Origin of the sequence: Paraliomyxa miuraensis (assembly GCF_026337845.1) — a bacterium.
In the GTDB taxonomy this organism is placed as follows: Bacteria; Myxococcota_A; Polyangia; order Nannocystales; family Nannocystaceae; genus Paraliomyxa; species Paraliomyxa miuraensis.
Genome location: NZ_JAOVZF010000159.1, coordinates 472,700 through 494,731, shown reverse-complemented (window position 1 = coordinate 494,731; position 22,032 = coordinate 472,700). Strand labels below are relative to the sequence as shown.

The following is a 22,032-nucleotide window of genomic DNA, read 5'->3' as shown; positions in this document are numbered from 1 at the left end:
CGTGCTCACTGGCTCTTGGCGGGGCCCTTGGTCTGGCCCTTCGCGGGGCTGCTGGCCTGGCCATTCGCTGGGGCACCGGTCTGGGACCAGCGACTGACGCAGTTGCGACCGTGCTCCTTGCAGAAGTAGAGCGCCTGGTCGGCTCGCTCGAGCAGCTCGTTGCGATCGCGACCGTCGGCCGGGAACTCGGCCACGCCCATCGAGATCGTCACGTTGAAGTTGCCGTGCTCCGAGCTCATGGTCATCGCGCCGATCTCCTTGCGCAGCTCGTTGGCGAAGTGCTCGGCCCCGGCCCCGTCGGTGTCGGGCAGCACCAGCACGAATTCCTCGCCGCCGTAGCGCGCCACGATGTCGACCCGCCGCGAGCGTCCGCCGAACACCGCCGCGGCGCGCTGGAGCACCGCATCGCCGACCGGGTGGCCATAGGTGTCGTTGACGCTCTTGAAGTGATCGATGTCGGTCAGGATCACCGCGTACTTCTGTCCGGTGCGCTCGGCCAGGGCGTGGAGCTGGTCGAGGCGCTCCTGGAACGCGCGTCGGTTGGTCAGCCCGGTCAGGCCGTCGGTCGTCGCCCGCTCCTCCATCGAGTGGTACATGCGGGCGTTCTGCACGCTCACCCCCACCTGGTGGCTGATCACCCGCAGCATGTCGCGCAGCTCGGCAGGGTACTGGTGGGGCCGGCTCGAGGCCAGCGTGATCGCCCCCAGCACTTGATCGCCGCGCAGCAGCGGCAGCACCAGCAGGCTCTTGGCGCCCCGTAGCCGCGTCCGCGGCGTGAACACCACGGTGTCGCCATCGAGGAGCTCGCCGTTGGCCGGCATGTGGTGACGGTTCTTGATCGCCATGCCGAGCAAGGCGCCCTCGCCGGGGAAGCGAAGCCCTTCGAGGCGCTGGGACAGCTCGCTCCAGCGCTCGGCCTCGTCGCCGAGATCGCGGCCGAGCTCGACCGCCACCACCGAGTGCTCGGCCCCATCGCCATCGGCACGGGTGATGACCGCGAGGTCGAAGTGGGTGATGGCTTGCAGCGCGGCAAACGTCTTGCGGTGCACGTCCTCCACCGTGAGCGCCTCGTTGAGCTGCTCCGAGGCGCGGTAGAACTGCTCCTGCTCGTACTTGCTGCGCTCGACCGCCGTGAACACCCGCTCGTGCTCCACCACCCGCAGGATGTGGGCGGCGGCCTTGGCCAGCACCTGCTCCTCGTCGGGGGAGAACGGCCGGTTGCCCGTCCGATCGGCGCACAGCACCGCGCGCAGGCGATTGCCGTCGAGCAGCGGCACCGCGCACAGGTCGGTCACCGAGCCCTCGCCCGGCTGGTAGTAGGGGGGCACGCGCTTGCCCGACAACGACTTGAGCCGCAGCGGCTTGGGATCGGCCAGGACACTGGTCAGGATCCCCGCCGACTCGATCGCCGGCGTCTCCACCACCATCTCGCTGTCGGTCGACATCTCCTTGACCGACAGCCGCGGGTGCCGGCGCCCCTTGGCGTTGGGATCGGGCTCGTCACACCAAAGCAGCGTACAGGTGTGGAGCTGCAGCGCGGTGCGCAGCAGATCCACGTTGTGGAACAGCTGCTCGTGGATGCTCTCGACCGCCGCGTGGGCCATCGCCAGCTCTTCCTCGTCGCGCGTGCGAACGCGACTCTGGGGCGGCAGTGCGGCGGAGATCAGGCGAAAGTCGCGGGCCTCTTGGCGGATGCGATCGAGCGTGCTCTGCACCTTCTGGTCGTGCCCGCGCCGCAGCCGACGCACCAGGCTCGACAGCACCAGGAGGTTGCCCGCGGCAAAGAAGCCGATGAAGGTCAGGTGGTAGGCCGGCAGCGCCCAGCCGTCCTGCTGGACCCCGCGCCAGCCCACCAGCGCCTCGAGGCACACCGCCGCCACGATCCAGGCCACCGCCGACGATCGGTGGCGATGCACGACCATCAAGAACGAGACCAATGCGTAGACCAGCGGGTAGAGGAACGAGCGCAGCCCACCGGTGGCCGAGATGAGGAAGTAGACCGCCGTCAGCAGCAGGAGCCCCAGCTCCAGCTCGCCCCACGTCGTGCTCGCGGGCGTCGCGGCCGAGGCCGACGCGCCCGCGCCATGGGCCGAGCCGTGCCCCCGCCCCTGACCGAACCCGGGTGCGGTCTCCGGCCACAGCTCGCGGCAGACCCCCAGCAGGAGCGTCAGCCCCAGCATCGTCGCGATCGACAGTGGCAGCATCTCGCCGCGCCACAGGGCGCGCCCCGACACCAGGCCCAGGCCGAGCAGCGGCCACATGCCGGCGAGCACCAGGAGCGCCCAGCGCTCGCTCAGCCGCCGCCGCACCACGAACATGCTTCGTGCCAGCGTCCGCATCACCGCGCCTCCGCGGCCGAAGGCCGCTCGACCTCGAACACCACCTCGCCGGCCCGCACCAGGTTCAGGTCCTCACGGGCGATGCGCGCCACCTCGCGCGGATCGTGCTTGAGCGCGTGGATCTCGGCCTGCATCCGCCCGATCTCCTCGCGCAGCGCGTCGTTGCCGGACATCAGCGCGTTGCGCTCGCGCATGACCCGCTCGAGGTCCTCCGAGGAGGCCCAAAGCTCCATTCGCTCGGGCCACAAGGCCAGGATCCCGGCCACCAGCGCGGCCAACAGAATGCGGTTCACCCAGTGCATCGGCGACTCGTCGCCAAGCTACCCAGGCGCCCTGACACGACCAAGAAATCGACCGCCGCTCCAGAATACTTCGTCCTACATGTACGCACCTGTTCGAGCCCCCGGGCCGTGCCACGAAAGCGGCAGACACGGCGGGTTGCCTGTGCATCAATAGCGGCCATCGGGCGCACCGAGCGATGGACTCGGACCGCCGCCACGTGAAAGCTCTCCCATGCGCATGCCCCTCCCCTCCCGTCGGACCCCGGCGTCGGTCGCCGTCGCGCTCCTGCTGACCCTGCCCGGCTGCCCCGACCAACCTTCGGGCAGCGGCACCACCGAGGGTGAGGATACCGGGACCACCAGCCACGGCACGACGGGCAGCACCGCAATGACGGCCACGACGGGCTCCACCACCGCGGAGGACACGACCGGCGATCCGCCGCCCGCCTGCCCGGGGGGACCCCTGCCCACGCCCTCGCTGGTCTCGCCGGCGAACGCCTCGACCGAGCAGCCGATCGAGCTCTCGCTGTGCTGGGACGAGGTCGGCAGCGAGACCGGGGCGCCGGTGCGCTACCGCGTGTTCGTGGACGGCATCGACCTGACCGAGGGGGGCAAGCTCGGCGAGCCCGGCACCGAGGGCTCCTGCCTCGGTCCGCTCGACTTCAACTACGAGCAGGAGTACGCGTGGCAGGTGCAGGCGTTCGCGCCCGGCTGCGAGGGCACCGACTCGGCGCCGAGCGACACGTGGACGTTCCTCACCGCCCCCGACGGCATCACCGTCACCGTGTTCGAGGACGACTTCTCCGGCGACCAGGGCTGGGAGCTCGGCGGCGATGCCCTCGACGGCGCGTGGATCCGCGGCAACCCGGTGCCGACCTCGTACTCCGGCGCCACCGCGCAGCCCGACGACTGTGCCGGGGGCGACATGTGCATGTTCACCGGGCAGAACCCGCTGGGGGCTCCCAGCTCGGCCGACGTCGACGGTGGCTCCACCACCCTCACCTCGCCGCCATTCGATCTCAGCCCCTACGCGGCCGTCTCGGTCACGCTCGATCGGTTCTTCTTCAAGTCCTCGTTCCCCGAGTCGGGCACCCAGCTGCTGGTCGAGCTGCTGATCCCCGATGCCGCGGCACCCTCCGGCTACCAGGCGGTCGTGCTCGAGCAGCTCGACAGCGAGGACCAGGCCGTGGGCGCCAACACGTGGACGCCCAAGGAGTACGTCGCCTGTGGGGCGCAGATGCTCGACGGCATGCGCCTGCGCCTGACCGCCACCGACCTCGGCACCGGGATCCTCGAGTCGGCCGTCGACGACGTGGTGGTGCGCGGCCACACCGGGACCAGCGTGTGCGACGGCGGCGAGGGAGCGATCTGCGATCCCAACGCCGCGACCCCGTGCACGGGCGACCTGCTGTGCTGCGCCCAGGGCACGTTCAACCACGGGGTGTATCGCTGCTCGACGCCGGTACCCTCGGTCACCTACCCGGTCCCGGGCGGACCCATCGGCACGTTCAATGGGCCGCTCGGCTGCGATGCGCCCGACATCTTCGTGCGCGAGGACGCGGTCGATCCCTACGAGTCCGACGTGTTCGTCGCCGAGGACAGCTGCCTGCTCTACGAGGGCTGCGTCAACGCGCCCGGCTGGCGCCACGTGCTGCGCTTCGACACCTATACGCCCAACGCCGGCTCCCGCGACCTCACCATGGGCGTTCCGTCCAATCATCCGGACCTCTACCACTACAGCGAGTGCCACGGGCACTACCACTTCGACGGCTACGCCAACTACGAGCTGGTCGACGGCGGGGGCGCGGTGGTGGCCACGGGCCACAAGCAGGCGTTCTGCCTCATCGACCTGGTCGACTGGTCGGGCTGGGACAACGACAACTACGACTGCGGCAACCAGGGCATCAGCGTGGGCATGGGCGACGTGTACGGGGCCGGACTCGACTGCCAGTTCATCGACGTGACCGACGTGGCCCCCGGCGACTACGTGCTGCGCATCGAGCTGAACCAGCCGCTGCAGAACACGGCCGTGCCGCCGCTGGTCGAGCGCGACTACGGTAACAACATCGCCGAGCTCCCGGTGACGATCGCGGGCGCCTGACCCAGACTTGGATCGGGCTGGGCTTCGGGGACCGCGAGCGGGACCACGTCGCCGAGCGCCAAGTCAGCGTCCGTGGAGGATCCCGAGGCGCTCGAGCCCGCAGGTCTTGGCCTTGTCCATCACCTTCACCACGTACTGGTGCTCGGCCGCCGCATCGGCGCGGATGTTGACCCCGGTGCTGCCGTCGCTGCTGGCCGCGTTGCACAGGAGCGCTTCGAGCTGCGCGTCGTCGATGACCCGGCCCTCGATCTCGATCTTGCCGTCGGCCCCCACGCTCACCACCACCGCCTTGGGCTCTTGCTTGACGTCGGTGTTGTTGGCCTTGGGCAGCTTGACCCGAAACGACGGGTTGTTCTGGAACGTGGTGGTGAGCAGGAAGAAGATGAGCAGCTGGAACACGATGTCGATGAGCGGGGTGAGCTCGACCATCGCCTGGTTGCGGTTGCGTCGGCGGGCCCGTAGGCCCGAGGCGCGGGCCGAGATGCTCACGGGTCCTGATCCTCCGTGCTCGAGCCGGGCTCGGCCCTGGCCTTGGTGATGGGGACCCTGTCGCTCTTGCCGCCCGAGGCGTCCTTGTGAGTCACCTTGCCGCTGCGCTGGGCCGACCGCTGGGCGTCCTCGAGCAGGTCCACGATGCCCATCGCGTCCTCCTCCATCGCCACGATGAGCCGATCGTTGCGGCCCTGCAGGAACTTGTAGGCCACCAGCATGGGGATCGCGACGGTCAGGCCGGCCGCGGTGGTGATGAGCGCCTGCCAGATGCCCTGGGCGAACGCATCGGGGCGCACCTGCGGGTAGGTCTCCACGAAGCCCTGGAACACCTGGATCATGCCGATGACCGTGCCGAGCAGGCCGATGAGCGGGCTGGCCGAGGCGACGGTGCCCACGACCTCCACGTTGCGATCGAGCCCGGCGACCTCGCGGTTGCCGACCTCCTCGACCATCTCCTTGATCTCGGCGCGATCCTTGTCGTGGCCGTAGGCCCGCAGGGCGGCGGCCATCAGCAGGGCGATGCTGCTGCCGTTCTCCTCGCACAAGAGCAACGCCTCGGCGGTCTTGCCCTTGGTGACCATCGCGCGGATCCGGTCGACGAACGCCCGCGGCAGCACCCGGGACCGCTGCAAGGACCAAAGGCGCTCGAGGAACACCGCCACGCCGACGATGGACGTGACGAGGATGACCCACATCAGCGGGCCGCCTTGTTCGAAGAGCGCTGCGAGATCCATGGATGATGGACGGATGAACGGTAGGGTGCGAAGAGCGCCCGCTCGCCGGGTGAGCAAGCAGCGCGGGCGCACGGAATGATGGACGCCGCGATCGATCGCGGCAAGCTCGCGACGCGCTCGGAGTGCCGAGCGACACTCGCCGAGGCGCCACCCCGACGCACCGCCGCCGGCCGGCGCGTGGCTCCCTCCCCTCCGATGGCAGGGGACCCACGCCGGGACGATGGGACGAAAAAAGGGGACTTGACGGGGGTGGGACCCGCTGCTAATCATCCGCCCCCACCGAGCGGGAGTACCGCTTGGCAGGCTTTCAGGGGGCAATAGCTCAGCTGGGAGAGCGTCGCGCTGGCAGCGCGAAGGTCAGGGGTTCGATCCCCCTTTGCTCCACCACGACGGCCTCGTAGGACCTCCTACGGGGCCGTTTCGCATTCGGAGGGCTACGGCGTCACCATGATCTCGTCGGCCCGCAGGGTGGTGCAGCGATTGACGCCGGGATCGTCGCCGTGGCGGCGAGCGATGAAGGCCCCCGAGGCCAACCCGGTGGCCCCTGGATCCTCCGCTCCCCCGGGGATGCAGCTCCACACCGCGCCATCCCACAGCGCCCCGGAGCCGGCGTCGTCCCAGGTGTGGGCCGACAGCCCGCGCTGGACCAACTGCTGGTGCACGCACCGCAGCTGATCGACCTGGGGCGGCGTGTACCCGGCCACCGCCACGGCGCCCATGCAGACGTAGCCGAGCGGCGGGATCGGATTCCACAGCGAGACGTCGTGGTCGCCGCCGCTGAGCGTGTCCTGCCAGATGAGCTCGAAAGCCACGGGGGGCTGCAGCGCGATCGGATCGTCGATCACCACCAGCGCCGGAGCGGGCGGCATGCCGTGGCCCGCGATCGCAACGTCGCCGAGCAGGCCGTAGCCCGCGGGCGCAATGGGTCGCCAGATCGACACGGGATCGAACGCCCCACTGCCGGTGTCGTCGTAGATCCACACGTGGTCGCTCACCTCCATCGCCTCGATTTCGTCGACCGGTGGCGGGAGCTGGAACGGCGAGTCGTAGAGTCCCTCGACCACGGGACTGGCGATCCACTCGGTCGGCGCGGACACGTCGAGCAATGCGAGCACCGTGGCCGCGATGTCCCAGATCCGTACGTCCCTCTGCAGCTCCCCCGCCGGGGCCTGCGGCGTGTGCAACACGAAGGGGATCGAGCGCTCGGCCGCCGTGTCGGCCCCGTGCAGCAGGCCCGAGCCGCCGTGGTCGGCGCTCACCACCAGCGCGGTGTAGGGCCACATCCCGGCGTCCTCGAGCGCGGTGCGCAGCTGGCCGAGCAAGGCATCGGCGGTCTCCACGGCGGTCACGTACTGGGGCGAGCCCCATCCGTAGGTGTGACCGGCATGGTCCACGTGGTCGAGGTGAACGAACAGCAACGTGGGCTGCATCGCGGCCAGCCAGTCCGTGGCGGCGTCCATCGTCTGCTGCTCGTCTCCCGGGTCCTCCGCGTGGTCCACCACCCCCGGCTCCACCAGGCGATCGAAGTCGGTCCAGTCGTGGAAGATGCCGATCACGGCGTCGGGCCGATGCTGTCGCAGCGTCGCGAACATGGTGGGGGGCGGGTCCGAATCGCCGGGCTGCCACCCATTGGAGAGCACGCCGTGCTGCTCGGGGCCGCTTCCACCGATCATCGACATCCAGTTGGTGCTCGACGAGGTCGGCAGGGCGTTCTGCATCTGCAGCGTCCACACCGCATCGTCCCGCAGCGCATCGAGGCTGGGCATGTCGACGGGGTCGGCCCACTGACCACCCAAGCCATCGATGCCCAGCACCACCACGTGGCGAATGGGTGTCACGCAGCGCACCACGATCTCATGGACGTCGGCCCCGTCCACCACGCCCTCCCCGGCGCTCACCGTGCAGGCTTGATCGGGTCCCACCGGCTGCGTCTCCACCTCGACCTCGTACCCCTCCCCGTCCATCACCGCGGTGGGAAACGCGAACGCGCCGTCGGAGTCGAGCATCATCAGGTCGTCCCCGTTGCGCAGCACGACGCTGGCGCCTTGCAGCCCCTCGAGGATCCCACCCACCACGTGCACCCCCGGGCCGTCGTCCCCCGAGGAGCCCGTCGTCGTGGGATCCGATCCCGGGCTGGTCTCGTCCGCGCCGCCCGTCGTCGTGGGGTCGGTCGGGTCGTCGGTCGACCCGCTGCCTTCGGAACCCGCGGAGTGCCCCGGGTCCTGGGGACAGCCCGAGCCCGCAGCGAGCACTGCTCCAAGCGCCACCACAAGTCGTAGGTCGATCGTCATGGGCCCCCCGCTCGAGAGTGCCATACCGACCCAAGGCATGCGCCTACGAGTACCTTCGATGCACGAGACATCCACGCTGGTGCCTGGCCGTGCCCCTCGGCACGCGCTCAGTCCAACCCCGTCCTGCCGGGAATCCAGTAGGTCTTCGCCTTGAACTTCCGCATGCCAGCACGGCGGAGGGCGTCCCGTACGCCAACGACGAGCGCCGAGCCGCCCGTCAGCGCGACGAGGGCGTTGGGGGAGGCCGAGAGCTTGGCGGCGACCGCGTCGACGGTGGAGGCAGTGGCTCCACGCGCCACGACGTCGACCTGGTGGAGGCCAACGGACGCGGCTGCTGCCCGAACGTCGGAGGCGGTCCGTGCTTGGATGACGGCGTAGATCTGCCCAGGCCGTTCCGCCGCGAATGCGGCAGCGACGGCGACACTGGTCTCGTCGCCAACGAGCACCACCGGCCCCGTGTCGAGCGCCAACGAACGCTGAGGGCCCAAGAACAGCAGCGAGTCGCCCACCCGAGCGTTCGACATCCAACGCCCACCGGGCCCGCCAGCGAGTTTCCAACCGAGCAGGATCATACCATCCGGCGCGGGGATGGGCGTGTACGTCCGCATGTCGTTGGAGGGCAGCAGGAGCTGGACCTTCGCCCCAGCGGAGAACCCCGGCACGTCGCACCGCAGGAGCAGTCGCTGGAAGCCGCCGATCTCTTGCACGGAGGCGACCTCGGCGCGCTCGAGCAGCACGCCGGAGAGCACGCGAATGATTCTGCCCTTGACCGACGACATCGTTCGTCTCTCCTGACCGAGGATCTTCTCGTTCGCCGAGCGTCCACTCCCTCACTCGATGCCGACCATCGCTGCGCTCTCGCGCCATACACGATCCCGAGCGTCTCGGCTTCGCGCCAATTCCGAGGGATCGGGGAATACTGGTTCGCCCTTGACCAATGAGATGTAGATCCGGCCCGGCGGTGGGGTGACGACCCCCAAGGAGACCTCGGCCAGGGCTTCGCCCGAGCGTTCAGCCGTACCCATGACGTATTCGGGACGAAACAGACCGATCAGACGAAAGACGGTACGCATCAAGAACGTGACGAACACACGCATGAAACGCGAGCTGTCACGGCCGAGCGAGGTGCCACCGGTGAGACCAGGGGTGAAGGCGATCACGTCGATCTGGCGGGCCTTGACGTCGTCGAGTGCGACGAATGACTGTGCGGTCAGCAGGTTGCACAGCTTGGACGCCGCGTAGGCGCGAATGCCCGAGCCGAAGCCGCTCTTGCTCGGCCTCGCCAGCGCCTGAAGGTCGAGGGACTTGGGCGCCAGCGGGGTGACGGCAGGGTCGTGCATCTCGCTCGTGGTGATCACCAGACGACCATGCTCGGCCATGTGCGGCGCGAGGAGCCGAGCCAGCAGATAGTGGCCGAGATGGTTGACCGCGAACGTCAGCTCGTAGCCGTCTGCACTCCGCCTCTCGTTGTTGGCGGTCTGCATGCCAGCGTTGAGGACCAGGATGTCGATGCGTGCATCGCCGAGGCGCCGCATCACTGCGTCGGCGAATTCGCGGACACTGGCGAGCGAGCCGAGCTCGAGCGGTATGGCCTCGACGCCGCGCGGCAGTGTTCGCCCGGTTTCACGGGCTCCGACGATGACACGCGTGTCGGGCCGAGCAGCGATGTGCTGCACCGCATGTACACCCAGCCCGGCCGTGACACCGGTCATGACGACGATACGCTGCGCTCTGGCTTGGCTCATTGCTGATTGCCCTCATTGGCTCGCGGGGCTCACCGGTGCGTCCGCGGCCGCCTCGCCCTTGCCTTCCTGTGCCTCGCCGCCCGCCTCGCTGCCCGCGGCCGGCCCGCGGCTGAAGCCGAACGGCATCCCGTGCCCGCGCGCGTGCTCGAAGTTCGGCAGCCCGACCGTACCCTGCACCCGCACGGACACACCTTGCCGGGTCACGGTGAGCCTGGGCGGGATGGGAAAGTCGGGGACGGTCGAGATGATGTTGGAGTAGCTCTGGGCCAGCGTCTGGGCCTTGGTGGCTGCCGCCTCGTCTGAGAACGTCGCCGACACGTCGAGCCCGAGTTCGTTCCACAGCTCGATGCCTCCGCGCAACGACAGCATCCCCCAGGGCAAGAGGCCGCTCTCGGGCTCCGCGAGGATCCAGATCGGCGCCGAGAGATCGACCGATTCGATCACTCGATCGCGGAGATCGGTCGAGGATGCCTTGCCCGCGAGCTTGGCGTCGAGCTGCTCGGCGGTGACGTCCTCTCGCAGGCTCACCAGCACCCGGCCCTCGCCGTGCGCGATCGTGATGAGGATGTCGCTCTCGGTTCCCCCACGCCGGACGACCAGGCGCCGGTGGGGTCCGAGCGTCGACTCGACGATCTCGGGCATCGGCTGCCCGTCGGGGCGGCGAGCCCGTGAGAGCTCGTCGAGGCACGGCTGGAGCTGCGAGGGCTCCCAGTCGCCGTGGATGATCAGCTCGCGGAGTCCGGTGGGCGCGAACGCGGCCACGACCTTGTGGGTGCGATCGATGATGTCTTCCTTGCAGCGAACGAGCCCGACCGGCCGCTCGGCGAGGGCCACCGCGCTCAACCTGGTGACCATGGGCGACCGTCGCAGCTCGCTCCAGTCGATCCCGGCCACGCCGACGACTTCGGGATCGAGGACGGCCAGCTCGGGGGCGGGCCAGCGGTTGCGCTGCTTGGCTGCGTCCGGCACCGACTTCGGTGGCGCATCGAGCTCCACTCGGACCGACGAAATCGGCCGTGGGTCGACCGGTTCGCCGGCGAGGCCGAGGCCCCATGCCAGCCCGCCCGCGGTCATCACTGCCGCGCCGCCGGCCCACCACCACCGCCGTCGAGGTGACACCTCGGCCTGCGTGCTCGTGATCGCATGCGAGCCGGCCCCGATCGACGAGAGCGCAGCCCGGATCTCGCTGGCCGCCTGGAAGCGGCGCTCGCGGCTCGACTCGAGCGCCCGCAGCACGATCTCGTCGAGGCGGACGTTGCCCCGGCCGAGCTCCGAGGGGGCCGGGAACCGCCCCACCGGCAGCTGTCCCGTGAGCATCTCGTAGAACACCACGCCGATCGCGAAGATGTCGCTGCGCTGATCGACCGACTCGGGGTCGCGCAATTGCTCGGGCGCCATGTACTGCGGCGTGCCCAGCACGCGGCGGGTTCGGGTGGCGCCGCCGCGCGGCTCGACCTGCAGCTTGGCCAGGCCGAAGTCCGCCACTCGCACGCGGCCGCGGCGATCGACCAGCACGTTCTCCGGCTTGACATCGCGATGCACCACGCCCTGCTGGTGGGCATAGGCCAGCGCATCGCAGAGCTGATCGACGATGTCGAAGGCCTGTGCGTCCGATAGCCCCTGCTCCATGAGCGCGCGGAGGTTGGGCCCGTCGACCAGCTCCATCACCAGGTAGCACACGCCCGCGGCCTGCCCGAAGTCGTGCACGCGAACGATGCCCGGGTGATCGAGACGCGCGAGCGCCTTGGCCTCGCGCTCGAAGCGGCGGGCGAGCTCGGGATCGTGGCCGACCTCGGGGCGCATCAGCTTGACCGCCACGTCGCGGTCGAGGCGAACTTGCCGAGCCCGGTACACCACCCCCATGCCACCTCGTCCCAGGCAGCTGCGAAGCTGCAGCTCGGGGCAGGCGCACAGGAACTCGCCGAGCTGGAGGCTCGCCTCGGGCTCGAACCCGTCGCCCCCCGTCCCCAAGCCCAGCGTGAGGAGCTCGGCCAGGGTGCCGGGGAGGGGCGTGGGGAGGCTCGGCTCGGGCATCGCGTCTCGCTTGCTCGCACCGCTAGTCGGCGTCGATCTCGACGCGCACGCCGTCGTGCGCGTGTCGGGCGTGGTGTCGGGCCTTGCCCTTGGCGACCACGGTCTTCATCTGCTCGTCGGTCAGCTCGACGTTGGCGGTGATCTCCCTGCCGTTCGAGCGGAGGTCGACGGCCGACGAAAGCTCGCCGACCTCGCTCGACATGCTCATCGCAGCCAGGCCGAGATTGGCCTTGCCGTAGACTTCCGCCGCCTTCTGCTCGTCGGCGAACACCACCTTCGCGTGCACGTGCAGTCCCCTGGCAGGGTTGGCCCAGGCCCTGACCTGCTCGACGGGACGACCGCTGCCGGCCATGTTCGCCGCGACCCACAGCGGCTGGCCCGAGCTGGGATCGGCCGCGTGCAGCCTCGCGAGACGGTCGCGGGAGGGCGTGAGGTCGCCGCCGAACACCACGAATACGCCATCGGCCAGGAGCACGGCCTCGGGCCTGGGATGCCCGTGGAGCCGTGTGGCATGGCGATCGACCTCTGCATCGATGCGATCGCCGCAGGCGTTGGCCGCGGCGGCATCGAACGAGCCCACCACGTAGGCCTCGAATGCCTCCTCCTTCTTCGCCCCGAACGTCACGGAATCGGCCTGCCGCAGCACGTCCGCGCACGGCCCGAGCTTGGCATCCATGGCCAGCGTGGCGTCCTTCATCGCCTCCGAGAGCCAGGGGGCCGACATCAACGCCCCCAGATCCAGGTGACCGACCACGTGAGCATCGATCGACTCGACCGTGATCCGGTCGGCGTCGACCAGCTCGGCGTTCGGTGGCTCGGCGGCGACTCGGTCGGCGTCGAGCGGTTCGTCGTCGACCGGCTCGTGATCGCAACCGGCCAACGCGCCAGCGAACAACAGGGCAGAGAGCGGGAGGAGTGGGCGGGAGCTCGTCATGCGGACTCCTGAAGGAACCGAACGCCACCGTAACGGGCGCCTGGGGAAAAGACATCGAGAGTCAGCGCACACGCGGCTGGGATGAACCTCGAAACCGCCACCATGACCCGTTCAGCGCCGGATCGCGTCGATCACCGCGCGCAGCTCGTCGTCGATGTCGGCGTCGGAGACCACCGTGTCGGCAACCTCCGCGCGCAAGGCGGCACCAAACGCAGTACGCAGGCGGTGCACCGCCACCCGGGCATGGGCCTCGGTCATCGACAGCCGTGCCGCGACCTCGCGATAGCGAGGAGTGTCGCCGTCGAGCAAGAACGGCGACAACGCCTCGAAGAGCGCCGAGCGATCCTCCTCGGCGTAGCGTTCCCCCAGTCGCTCGCGCGTGCGCCGGAGGATCTCCATGGCCCAGGCGTAGGCATACGCCTCCTCGGGGGTGCGATCGGTGGGGACCTCGAGCATCACCTGCTCGTGATCGATGGTCACGGGCAACGGCGCCCGTCCTCCGCCGCGCCTCTGCGTCGCGGCCCGAGCACGCTCGTTGGCCAGGAAGTGGCGCAACGCCCCGAGCAAGTACGAACGAAAGCGTCCGCGCTCGCGATCGACACCCGCCATGGCGTTGCCCGACAGGAGCGACGTCAAGAAGCCCTGCACCACGTCCTCGGCGTCCTCGGCAGACATCCCGTCGCGTCGCACGAACGCATGGAGCGGTCGCCAATAGGCCGCGCACAGCTCGTGCAGGGCTCGGCGGGGACCGTCCGATCCCTGGGCTGCGCCGAGCACCACGCTCCAGCGAGTGGTCGGAAACCGGCCGCCCATCGCGGCGTAGGGTGCCATGGAATGCCGGGTGATCGTAGGTGGTGGCATCCCGGGCCCCGTCAGCAGCGCTCCTCGCGTGTCGACGTCCCCCACGTCCACCGCCTCGCCCGCACCGGGCTGGGATACGATGTGCCGCATGACGACGACGAGCAGCGGCGGGTGTCTGTGCGGAGCGGTTCGCTTCACTGCGACGGGCGTGGAGGCCCACCATCATGCGTGCCACTGCGGCATGTGCCGCCGCTGGTCGGGTGGTGCGCCGTTCTTCGCGGCCAACACCGACGGCGTCGAGTTCGAGGGTGCCGAGCACCTGGCGAGGTACGAGTCGTCGAGCTGGGCCGAGCGGGGCTTCTGCCGACGCTGCGGCACGGCGCTGTTCTACTTCCTCAAGCCGACGCAGGCCTACATGATGAGCGTGGGTGCATTCGACGATCAGTCGCCGTTCCAGCTCGTGCTGGAGATCTTCATCGACAGCAAGCCCGAGGGCTATGCCTTCGCCGGAGAGCACGCGCGCTGGACCGAAGCCGAGACGCTGGCCCGGCTCGCGCCGCCCTGAGCCCGAAGCACCACGACCGGCGCCACCCGAGCGGAGCGCTGCTCGCGATCGACCTCAGTCGCTCGCAACCTGCTCGAGCACCGCGCGCATCTTCTCCCGCGCCGCTTCCTCGGCCACCACGGTGCGGCCGTCGAGCGAGCGCAGGTCGAGGGCCGACAGCTCGAGCCCAAAGCCGAAGGCGCGCTCGTGGAACGCCTGCAGCGTGCGCGCCACCGCTTCGGCGTCCGTGATCGGCTCGCCCTCCTCCCCCTCGACGGCCGGCTCGCTTCGCGCCTCGCGAAGATCCACCGCGGTGCACGACAGCTCGGCGCCCTCGGGCGTGGAGAGGCACAGGCGCAAGGCCCGTCCCTCGCCCTCGATCATCAGCCCAAAGCCCCCCGAGCCCACCCGCAGGCGCGGCGAGCTCGAGAGCCGCTGCTCCACCTCGGACGCCACCGACCCCGACGCACCGCTGCGGATGGTGACCGGAATCGAGAGCCCCTGCCGGCGGATCGTGCCGGGATCGAGCTGCATCACGGACGCGAGATAGCGCTGCTCCTGGCTCGCGTTGCCCTCGTCGGCCGATGCCGCGGCACCCACCGCCGCCACCCGTGCCCGCAAGAGCACCTCGGTCGGCGGCAGATCCCGCAGCGAGGACTCCACCTGCCGCAGCGCCTCCGCCTCATCACCATCGGCCAGCGCCACCTCGGCCCGCAGCGCCGCGTAGAAGCCGGCAAAGCGAGCGCCGTAGTCGAGCGCGCTCGCCTGTCGGATCACGACCGCGGCAACTCCGGGCCCCAGTAGCTCCACCAGGTCGCCGACCAGCCAGGTGGGCACCGGCTCGAGCCCCCCGAGCACGTGAACCCGGAAGGTCGCGAGCAGCCGCGCCTCGTCGGTGAGCAGGGTCCGGATCCGCTCGCGATCGGCGAGGTCCTGCGCAGCGCGCCCGACCGGTGAGAGCAGGCTCGGCTCGTCCTCGTCGACTCCCGCTCCCCAGGTGGCTCGCTCGGCCCGCAGGGCCTCGTGCGTCCGTCGCAACGCCAGTCGCAGGAGCGCATGAGCCCCGGCCGCCTGCTCGCCCGTGCTGGAGCTCAGACCGCGTCGATCGGGCCGCGCGATCGCACGATCGGTCAGCCGCAGGCCCGCCTCCGTGCGACCCACCACGAGCAACAGCGTGGCCTGGGCCACGTCGGTCTCGGCCCGGTCCTGATCGCGGAGATAGGGAGGCTGCCGCTGACGCCAGCGCTGCATCTCCTCGAGCGCCGAGAGCCCCTCGTCGATGCGCGCCTGATCCACGTAGAGACGCACCAGCAAGCGCCACGGATTGGCCGGCGTGAAGTCGAGGCGCAAGGTCCCTGCCTTGGCCAGCCGCTCGACCTCGTCGGGGCGCAGCACCGCGGCCGCCGCCATGGCGGCATTGTAGGCGTGCACGGCCAGCGGCGTGCGCTCGTGGGGGCCGGCCATCTCGGGATCGTTCTGGGCCCGTGCCGCCGCGTCTTCGTAGGCGGCCAGGCATGCCTCGTAGCGCGGCTCTCGCTCGGAGGCCTCGCCCTCGATGGCGCACAGCGCATTGAGGCCCATCGAGCGGCTGTTGGGCAGCGAGGACTCGGTCGCCTGCCGAGCGAAGCCGCGGGCTTCCTCGTAGCGACGCAAGCGCATCAGCGGCCACGCGTGCTCGGCGGTGAGCTTGGGCTTGTAGAGCGCATCGTAGAAGTCGAGCAGCTCGAGCTGATACTCGAACTGCTCGAGCTCGCCGGCGATCCCCTGGGCGGCGAACAACACCTCGCGGTGCAGCTCGCGGGGGCCGTCCTCCGGCAGGGGAAACTCGGGGTAGCGGGTCTCGAACAGCTCCCGTGCCCGCCCCAGGTGCTCCATCGCCTGCGGGAGTGCGCCGTCCGATTGCCGCAGCACCTGGCCCAGCACGTAGTGACCCAGGATCGAGTAGGGATCCTCGTCGAGCAGCTCGTCGACCTTGCGCCGTGCGGTGATGAGCTTGTCGTCCTGATAGAGCTGAAACACCTCGAGCTCGCGCTCGCTGGGGACGTAGGGGCCGGTGGGTCCCGAGGTGGTGACCCGAGCCGTCGGCTCCCGGCACGCCGTGGCACCGAGCCACGCGCTGGCCAGCAGCGACCACCCCACGACGAGCGCGCCCTTGGTGAGCGGCCGGGTGAGCATCCTGGTGAGTCCCCGTGTCATGCGCGGGAGAGGGCCTCCAGGGGCTGGGCGCAGCACTGCCGGACGACTTCTTCCATGGCCTCGGCACCCGGCGCGAGGGCCAGGCGGTGGCCGAACACCAGCGGTGCCAACGCCCACACGTCGTCCGCTCCCACGTAGTTGCGTCCCTGGGCCATCGCCCGGGCCTGCAGCGCGGGGATCATCAGCACCAGCGCGCGGGTCGACACGCCCTGCAGCACCTGCGGGTGGGCGCGCGTGTGGTTGGCGATGTCGACCAGGCACTCGCGAACGCGGGCATCGACGTGCACGTGCTGCTCGATCACCGCACGGGAATCGAGGATCTCGGTCCGGGTGACGCGAGGCAGCTCGTCCCCGGGCGACTCCTTGCGCGCGCGAATGCTGGCGAGGATCTCGAGCTCGCTCTGACGATCGATGTGGCGCATCTTGATCTTGAACAGGAAGCGATCGAGCTGCGCCGAGGGCAGCGGGAACGTCCCGGCCAGATCCAGCGGGTTCTGGGTGGCGACCACGAAGAACAGGTCGTCGAGCTTGCGGGTGCGGTTGTCGCAGGTGGTCTGCTTCTCGGCCATGGCCTCGAGCAGGGCCGACTGCACCTTGGGCGTGGTGCGGTTGATCTCGTCGGCCAGCACGATGTGGGCGAAGATCGGACCGGGCCGGAAGAAGAAGCGATTGGTATTGGGGTCGAAGATGGTCGAGCCCGTCACGTCCGAGGGCAGGAGGTCCGGCGTGAATTGGATGCGGCGGATCGTGACGATGTCGTCGTCGGGCCGATCGTCGATGATCGCATCGCCGAGCGCCTTGGCCAGGGTGGTCTTGCCCGAGCCCGGGTAGTCCTCGAGCAAGACGTGACCGTCGGAGAGCAGCGCGATGATCACCAGCTCGATCACGTCGTTGCGCCCGCGGACCATGGCCTGCAGCCGCTGGCGCAGGCGATGGGCCACCCCCGAGCACCCGTTCAGATCGGTGACGGGCGGGGCGAGCGTGTGCGTGATGTGCTCGCTTTGTTGGAAGTCCGAGTCGGCGGTGCTTGGGTCGGTCATCGTACCTGCCAGAACGAGATCGGGTTGATGAGGCCCAGCAGTCGCCGGCGCGCGGGGACGTGGGCTCGCAAGTCATGGGAGAGCGTGCGCAAGGCCTGGAACCACGTGGAGCGCTGGAGCTCCGGGCGCGCACGGGGATCGATCATGGGATTGCCGAGCAGGGCCGCCTCGGACAGCGCCGCCAGGGCGGGCAGCGAGGGCGCCAGGTTGCGGGCCCGCGCCGCGAACGAGGTCCGCGTCTCACCGAGCTGCCGAGCGATCCCCACCTCGGCGAGCTGATCGAGCGCGCGGCGATAGGCCACCCGTGGCAATGCCGGACCTCGCGTCCACAGCGGAGCCAGGCGCCGCCAGAGCTTGACGAGGTAGAGGCCCACCAGCATCGCGAGGAGCACGGCCAGCAAGACGCGGGGCATCGGCAGGCCCGGCGTGGCCTTGGGGGTCGACTCGGTCGGATCGTTCGGCGACGTCCCCTCCTCGGATCGGGCGAGCTCGGCGAGCTGCTCGGTGAGATCGTCGTCCCCCGGCTCGGGCGGAGGGTCGAGGCTCTGCTGCGGCGCAATGTCGAGCACGATCCAGCCCACGCCCTCGAGGTAGAGCTCGGGCCACGCGTGGGCATCGCCGCTGCGCAGGACCAGCGCCGCGCCCCGCAGATCATCGGGCGAGCCGTGGTAGCCGGCCCCCACGCGCGCGGCGATGCCCCGGGAGCGCCACAGCATCACGGCCGCGTGGGCGATGTGCACGCAGTACCCGATGCGGCTGCCGAACAGGAAGTCGGCGGTGGGATCGGCCGCTCCCGCATGGCGCTCGGCGGTGGAGTAGGTGATGTGCTCGTCGAGCCACAGCTTGATCGCCAGGGCCTGGGCGAAGGGATCGCCGCGCACGTCCTCGGGCAGCGCCGCCACGATCTCCTCGGCCAGCGCCGCGTAGCGCGAGTCCTCGGGGGTGCGCACGTAGTAGTCGCGCACGTCCTCGGTCCAGGTGGGATCGGCCGAGGCCCGACCGGCCAGCGCGGGATACTCGATGGTCTGCGCCCGCGACTCGAAGCGATAGGCCCGCACGAACCGGCTGGGCTCGGGGTTGCGCTCGGGGGCGAGGCTCGCCGGCCCCTCGAGGGCGAATGGCTTGTTGTGCTTGACGGCCAGGAACACCCGGCCGGTCACCGTCTGCCGCCCCTCCTCGGGCGGGGGCTCGACGACCTCGGTGGGCGTGGACGGAAAGCTCCGGGGAACGTCACGGTCGACGTCGGGGCGCCGGCTGTCGACCAGGCGAGAGCCGTTCCAGTGCGACCAGACGTCTTGTCGGAAGTAGAAGCCTCCCGAGGGCGGCGTGTAGTCGTCGCCGAACAGCACCACGGCCATCGGCGCCGGAGAGCCGCCGCTGGGGGGCGTGTCATCGTCGATCCGTGGCGGCTCGGGTGGAGGCTGGCCACCGCCGCCCTTGCCCTCGCCTTGCTGGGGCTGGCCGCCGCCTCCCTTGCTCTCCTGTGGCTGACCGCCCTTGCCCTCGCCTTGCTGGGGTTGGCCGCCGCCGCCCTTGCCCTCGCCCTGCTGGGGTTGGCCACCGCCGCCCTTGCCCTCGCCTTGCTGGGGCTGGCCACCACCGCCCTTGCCCTCGCCCTGCTCGGGCTGGCCACCGCCGCCCTTGCCCTCGCCCTGCTCCGGGCGAGCGCCGCCACCCTTGCCCTCACCCTGCTCCGGGCGAGCGCCGCCGCCCTTGCCCTCGTTGCGCTGTTCCCCCCGGCTACCGCCCGGCCAATTGCCCGGATCGGTGGGCAGGGGATCGTCGCCTTCCTCGTTGCCGGTCAGGCCGAGATCGTTGCCGGCCTGTGGCTTGGGCAGTCCGGCCACGTCGACCATCGACACCCCCAGCAGCACCAGCAAGAGCAGACCCGCCCACGAGGTCGGCGAGACCCGCTGGTCACCGCCGCGCGCCATGAGCAGCCCGCCCACCACCACCGCCACGGCGCCGCCGATGGCGAGCAGCACGTGCGCGGGGTCGTAGCCCAGGTGCCAGGCCCAGTCCGAGAGCCACAGCGGTCGCTCCACCAGGCCGTCGCGGTGCGAGGCCAGCGGCAGCACCACCGCCACCACGATGGCGGCGAGCTCGACGCCCAGCAGCGCCGGCACCCGTGCGGCCATCATGCGCAGCGCGGCCGCCAGTGCGGCCGCACCGGCCCCGAAGCGAGCGGCCGTGGCCACGCGCAGCGCCGAGCTGGGTCCCAGGGCATCGACCAACCAGGGGCTCGTCACCGACAGGCGTGCCACCAGGGCGCCGACCCCCCAAAGCGCGACCGCCCCGAGCAACAGCAAGGGAAGCCGGACTCGCGAGCCCGAGACCACCTGCCCCAGCACCGCCCCGAGGACCGTCCCCACCACGGCCGCGACGACTCCCCAGGAGCCCACCACGCCGAAGGTCACGGCCCCCGCCGCACCGCCGAGGACCAGCAGCCGCAGCAGCAACAGCGGGATCCGTCCCCAATGCACGCGGACACGCCCGGTCATGCGGCCTCCATCGCACGCAGGTGGTCGGCAGTGAAGATCTGCCCCGCCCTGCGATCCACCACGGTGACGGTGGCTCCACGCAGCGCGTGCAGCACCTCTTGCAACTCGGTCACCAGCACCTCGGTCTCGCCGGTGGCGGCCGTCGTCCCGTCGGCGCGACGCAGCAGTCGCTCCAGTCCGCGCGGGCGAACCCGCGAGATCCCGTCGACGCCGATCACCAGCTCGAGCCGCGCTCCATGGCTGCGCACGGCCGCGGCCACGGGACCGAGCCAGGGCCCGGGGCGCCCGGGTACGAACACCACCAAGCGCGAGGTGTCGCGGCTCGCGTGGTGGGACAGGAACTCCGCGAGGTCGTTGCCTCCCCGATCCTCGGGGGTCGACGCCGAGCGGGTGAGCACGTCGAGCGCCATGCCCGGGGTGGTCGCGGGCTCGGGGCAACCATCGGCCCCCAGCGACCACCCCGTACCCAGCACCCCGGCGGCCACCGCCAGCCGGGCGGCCCCCGCCGCGGCCTCGTCGGCACGGCTGGTCACGAGGTACGCGGCGGTCTGACGCGCCGGCTCGAGCGCGCGCTCCGGCGTGCGCACCAGCAGCTCGCGCGACTTGGCAAACACCTTCCACAGCACGAAGCGGATCGGATCCCCGGGCGCGTAGTGCCGCATGTCGAACGGCCCGCCCTCGGCCGGGGCCTCGGGGTGCGGCAGCTCCTCGCCGGCCGACATCCCGCGAATGACCTCGATCGTGCGCAGCGCTCCCACCGTGGGCACGAACCGCAGCGGCTGATCGTCGCGCCACGTCCACGCGATCGCACAAAGACCAAAGGAGTCGCGCACGACCATCCGGCGCACCACCCCCGCCACCACCCCGCGCCGCTGGCCGGTGACCTCCTCGATCAGACGGCCGCGATCGACCGTGATGCGAAGCTCGGCCGGTGGCTCCACCCAGGTCCACGTGACGTCGACGAACGGCAGCCAGCGCACCACCCCCAGCGAGAAGCCGGTGCGATGCGGATGGCCGCACTCCACCTCCACCGCCTCGGTCGCCGCCGTACGCCGCCGCAGGTGCGCCCACAGCCCGATCGAGGTGCTCACCACCGCCAGCAACGAAAGGCCCGTGAGCGCGATGAAGGCTCCGCCCACGACCAGCAGCACGAGGTCGAGGCGGTCGATGCCATAGTGGAGCAGGGCGATGGATGCCCCGGAGATCACCACCACGCCCAGGCTGGTGAGGGGGAACGCGTCGACGGCTCGCCTCGCGGCCGCGACCACGCGCGCGGTCGAGGAGCGCGGGCGCAGCCACGGACGGGCCCCCTGCGAGCGACGGTCGCGGCTCATCGGCCCCCGCAGCCTCCCGCCTGGGATTCCTCGGGGGGATAGAACGCCGGCGGCGTCACCACCACGCGAGGATCGTCGGCCTCGAGCGCAGGCAAGCACCCGATCCTGCGAAACACGGTGGGCTCGTCGACCGCCACCCCGCCGTCGTTGTTGACGGCCTGGAACTCGAGCAGCTCCGCGTCGATCGGTCCGGTGAAGACGTCGAGGTTGTAGCCGAGCTCGGAATCACCGCAGATCACCTCGTCGAGGCGCCACTGCCCCACCCCGCCGAACTCGATCTGCTCGCCGCGCACGAACCCCACCGCGTCCATCGAGATCTTGCGATGCAGCTCACCGATGCAGGGCCCGGGCTCGCTCTGATCCGCGTCGGCATACCAGGTCTGGTTGTGGATGGTGCCGCGCAGCGCATCGGTGCCGTCGACCCGGTGGACCTCGAGGGTGAAGATGGTCCACTCCCGCCGATCGGCCCGGTAGTCGTGCGACTTCCAGATCCCCTCGATCGATTGCTCGCACTGCACGGGCGGCGGCAGCCGGGCACGCTGCTCCGCCACCGTGCCCGCGGGTGCCCGACGCGGGGCCGCGGCCATCAGCACGAATGCCGCGAGGGCGCCGAGCCCGAGCGCCGACTGAAGGCGGGTGCACCGAGGCCGAGGCATGGTCATCAC

Annotated in this window: 17 protein-coding genes and 1 tRNA gene; 3 read left to right on the top strand and 15 right to left on the bottom strand. The window is 70.5% G+C overall.

All coding sequences use genetic code 11. The annotated features are described in order from the left end of the window. Positions 1–5: 5 nt before the first annotated feature. Positions 6–2,339: a sensor domain-containing diguanylate cyclase gene (locus OEB96_RS33200; RefSeq protein WP_266220850.1), complete on the bottom strand. Its 2,334-nt coding sequence runs from the start codon at positions 2,337–2,339 to the stop codon at positions 6–8. Further along, a complete protein-coding gene (locus tag OEB96_RS33195; RefSeq protein ID WP_266220849.1) occupies positions 2,339–2,632 on the bottom strand; it encodes an FtsB family cell division protein in 294 nt (97 codons plus the stop codon). Before OEB96_RS33195 ends, OEB96_RS33200 begins: the two co-directional genes overlap by 1 nt. 226 nt (positions 2,633–2,858) lie before the next feature. On the opposite strand from OEB96_RS33195, the gene OEB96_RS33190 reads away from it, so the two are divergent. Further along, complete coding sequence (locus OEB96_RS33190; protein ID WP_266220848.1) at positions 2,859–4,721, top strand: lysyl oxidase family protein; 1,863 nt, start codon at positions 2,859–2,861, stop codon at positions 4,719–4,721. A 63-nt stretch (positions 4,722–4,784) separates the two neighbouring features. Here OEB96_RS33190 and OEB96_RS33185 read toward each other — a convergent pair whose 3' ends face one another. Further along, positions 4,785–5,210 carry an ExbD/TolR family protein gene (locus OEB96_RS33185; protein ID WP_266220847.1) on the bottom strand — a complete coding sequence of 142 codons (426 nt, stop codon included), beginning with the start codon at positions 5,208–5,210 and terminating at the stop codon, positions 4,785–4,787. Beyond that, entirely contained in the window at positions 5,207–5,947 is a 741-nt protein-coding gene (locus OEB96_RS33180; RefSeq protein ID WP_266220846.1) for a MotA/TolQ/ExbB proton channel family protein, read from the bottom strand. The genes OEB96_RS33185 and OEB96_RS33180 overlap by 4 nt, the downstream gene beginning before the upstream one ends. Before the next feature lie 311 nt (positions 5,948–6,258). On the opposite strand from OEB96_RS33180, the gene OEB96_RS33175 reads away from it, so the two are divergent. Continuing rightward, a tRNA-Ala gene (locus OEB96_RS33175) sits at positions 6,259–6,334 on the top strand. Positions 6,335–6,381: 47 nt separating this feature from the next. Here the strand turns inward: OEB96_RS33175 and OEB96_RS33170 are convergent. The 6 genes from OEB96_RS33170 to OEB96_RS33145 all read right to left on the bottom strand — a co-directional run bounded on the left by OEB96_RS33170 (position 6,382) and on the right by OEB96_RS33145 (position 13,902). Beyond that, entirely contained in the window at positions 6,382–8,214 is a 1,833-nt protein-coding gene (locus OEB96_RS33170; RefSeq protein WP_266220845.1) for an alkaline phosphatase family protein, read from the bottom strand. Between the two features lie 131 nt (positions 8,215–8,345). After that, entirely contained in the window at positions 8,346–9,017 is a 672-nt protein-coding gene (locus OEB96_RS33165) for an SIP domain-containing protein (protein WP_266220844.1), read from the bottom strand. A 51-nt stretch (positions 9,018–9,068) separates the two neighbouring features. Further along, complete coding sequence (locus tag OEB96_RS33160; RefSeq protein WP_266220843.1) at positions 9,069–9,950, bottom strand: SDR family NAD(P)-dependent oxidoreductase; 882 nt, start codon at positions 9,948–9,950, stop codon at positions 9,069–9,071. 45 nt (positions 9,951–9,995) lie between these two features. Continuing rightward, a complete protein-coding gene (locus tag OEB96_RS33155) occupies positions 9,996–12,017 on the bottom strand; it encodes a serine/threonine-protein kinase (RefSeq protein ID WP_266220842.1) in 2,022 nt (673 codons plus the stop codon). Positions 12,018–12,039: 22 nt separating this feature from the next. Beyond that, on the bottom strand, positions 12,040–12,951 hold the full coding sequence (locus tag OEB96_RS33150) for a hypothetical protein (protein ID WP_266220841.1): 912 nt from the start codon (positions 12,949–12,951) through the stop codon (positions 12,040–12,042). A gap of 111 nt (positions 12,952–13,062) precedes the next feature. Further along, positions 13,063–13,902: an RNA polymerase sigma factor gene (locus OEB96_RS33145; RefSeq protein ID WP_266220840.1), complete on the bottom strand. Its 840-nt coding sequence runs from the start codon at positions 13,900–13,902 to the stop codon at positions 13,063–13,065. On the opposite strand from OEB96_RS33145, the gene OEB96_RS33140 reads away from it, so the two are divergent. Then, a complete protein-coding gene (locus OEB96_RS33140) occupies positions 13,901–14,317 on the top strand; it encodes a GFA family protein (RefSeq protein WP_266220839.1) in 417 nt (138 codons plus the stop codon). The genes OEB96_RS33145 and OEB96_RS33140 overlap by 2 nt on opposite strands. A 54-nt stretch (positions 14,318–14,371) precedes the next feature. Here OEB96_RS33140 and OEB96_RS33135 read toward each other — a convergent pair whose 3' ends face one another. The 5 genes from OEB96_RS33135 to OEB96_RS33115 are packed head-to-tail and all read right to left on the bottom strand — an operon-like array spanning position 14,372 to position 22,023. Continuing rightward, positions 14,372–16,492, bottom strand: a complete 2,121-nt coding sequence (locus OEB96_RS33135; RefSeq protein WP_266220838.1) for an ATP-binding protein — start codon at positions 16,490–16,492, stop codon at positions 14,372–14,374. Further along, on the bottom strand, positions 16,489–17,532 hold the full coding sequence (locus tag OEB96_RS33130; protein ID WP_266220837.1) for an AAA family ATPase: 1,044 nt from the start codon (positions 17,530–17,532) through the stop codon (positions 16,489–16,491). The genes OEB96_RS33135 and OEB96_RS33130 overlap by 4 nt, the downstream gene beginning before the upstream one ends. Next, positions 17,529–20,033, bottom strand: coding sequence for a transglutaminase-like domain-containing protein (locus tag OEB96_RS33125; RefSeq protein ID WP_266220836.1), 2,505 nt, complete (start codon positions 20,031–20,033; stop codon positions 17,529–17,531). Before OEB96_RS33125 ends, OEB96_RS33130 begins: the two co-directional genes overlap by 4 nt. Then, positions 20,030–21,367, bottom strand: coding sequence for a DUF58 domain-containing protein (locus tag OEB96_RS33120; RefSeq protein ID WP_266220835.1), 1,338 nt, complete (start codon positions 21,365–21,367; stop codon positions 20,030–20,032). The genes OEB96_RS33125 and OEB96_RS33120 overlap by 4 nt, the downstream gene beginning before the upstream one ends. Next, on the bottom strand, positions 21,364–22,023 hold the full coding sequence (locus tag OEB96_RS33115; RefSeq protein ID WP_266220834.1) for a hypothetical protein: 660 nt from the start codon (positions 22,021–22,023) through the stop codon (positions 21,364–21,366). Before OEB96_RS33115 ends, OEB96_RS33120 begins: the two co-directional genes overlap by 4 nt. Positions 22,024–22,032 lie beyond the last annotated feature (9 nt).

Bases quoted from the DNA above. Each gene is read 5' to 3' on its own strand.
- OEB96_RS33200 (WP_266220850.1), bottom strand. From the start codon at position 2,339: ATGCGGACGCTGGCACGAAGCATGTTCGTGGTGCGGCGGCGGCTGAGC.
- OEB96_RS33190 (WP_266220848.1), top strand. From the start codon at position 2,859: ATGCCCCTCCCCTCCCGTCGGACCCCGGCGTCGGTCGCCGTCGCGCTC.
- OEB96_RS33180 (WP_266220846.1), bottom strand. From the start codon at position 5,947: ATGGATCTCGCAGCGCTCTTCGAACAAGGCGGCCCGCTGATGTGGGTC.
- OEB96_RS33165 (WP_266220844.1), bottom strand. From the start codon at position 9,017: ATGTCGTCGGTCAAGGGCAGAATCATTCGCGTGCTCTCCGGCGTGCTG.
- OEB96_RS33160 (WP_266220843.1), bottom strand. From the start codon at position 9,950: ATGACCGGTGTCACGGCCGGGCTGGGTGTACATGCGGTGCAGCACATC.
- OEB96_RS33155 (WP_266220842.1), bottom strand. From the start codon at position 12,017: ATGCCCGAGCCGAGCCTCCCCACGCCCCTCCCCGGCACCCTGGCCGAG.
- OEB96_RS33150 (WP_266220841.1), bottom strand. From the start codon at position 12,951: ATGACGAGCTCCCGCCCACTCCTCCCGCTCTCTGCCCTGTTGTTCGCT.
- OEB96_RS33140 (WP_266220839.1), top strand. From the start codon at position 13,901: ATGACGACGACGAGCAGCGGCGGGTGTCTGTGCGGAGCGGTTCGCTTC.
- OEB96_RS33145 (WP_266220840.1), bottom strand. From the start codon at position 13,902: ATGCGGCACATCGTATCCCAGCCCGGTGCGGGCGAGGCGGTGGACGTG.
- OEB96_RS33135 (WP_266220838.1), bottom strand. From the start codon at position 16,492: ATGACACGGGGACTCACCAGGATGCTCACCCGGCCGCTCACCAAGGGC.
- OEB96_RS33130 (WP_266220837.1), bottom strand. From the start codon at position 17,532: ATGACCGACCCAAGCACCGCCGACTCGGACTTCCAACAAAGCGAGCAC.
- OEB96_RS33125 (WP_266220836.1), bottom strand. From the start codon at position 20,033: ATGACCGGGCGTGTCCGCGTGCATTGGGGACGGATCCCGCTGTTGCTG.
- OEB96_RS33120 (WP_266220835.1), bottom strand. From the start codon at position 21,367: ATGAGCCGCGACCGTCGCTCGCAGGGGGCCCGTCCGTGGCTGCGCCCG.
- OEB96_RS33115 (WP_266220834.1), bottom strand. From the start codon at position 22,023: ATGCCTCGGCCTCGGTGCACCCGCCTTCAGTCGGCGCTCGGGCTCGGC.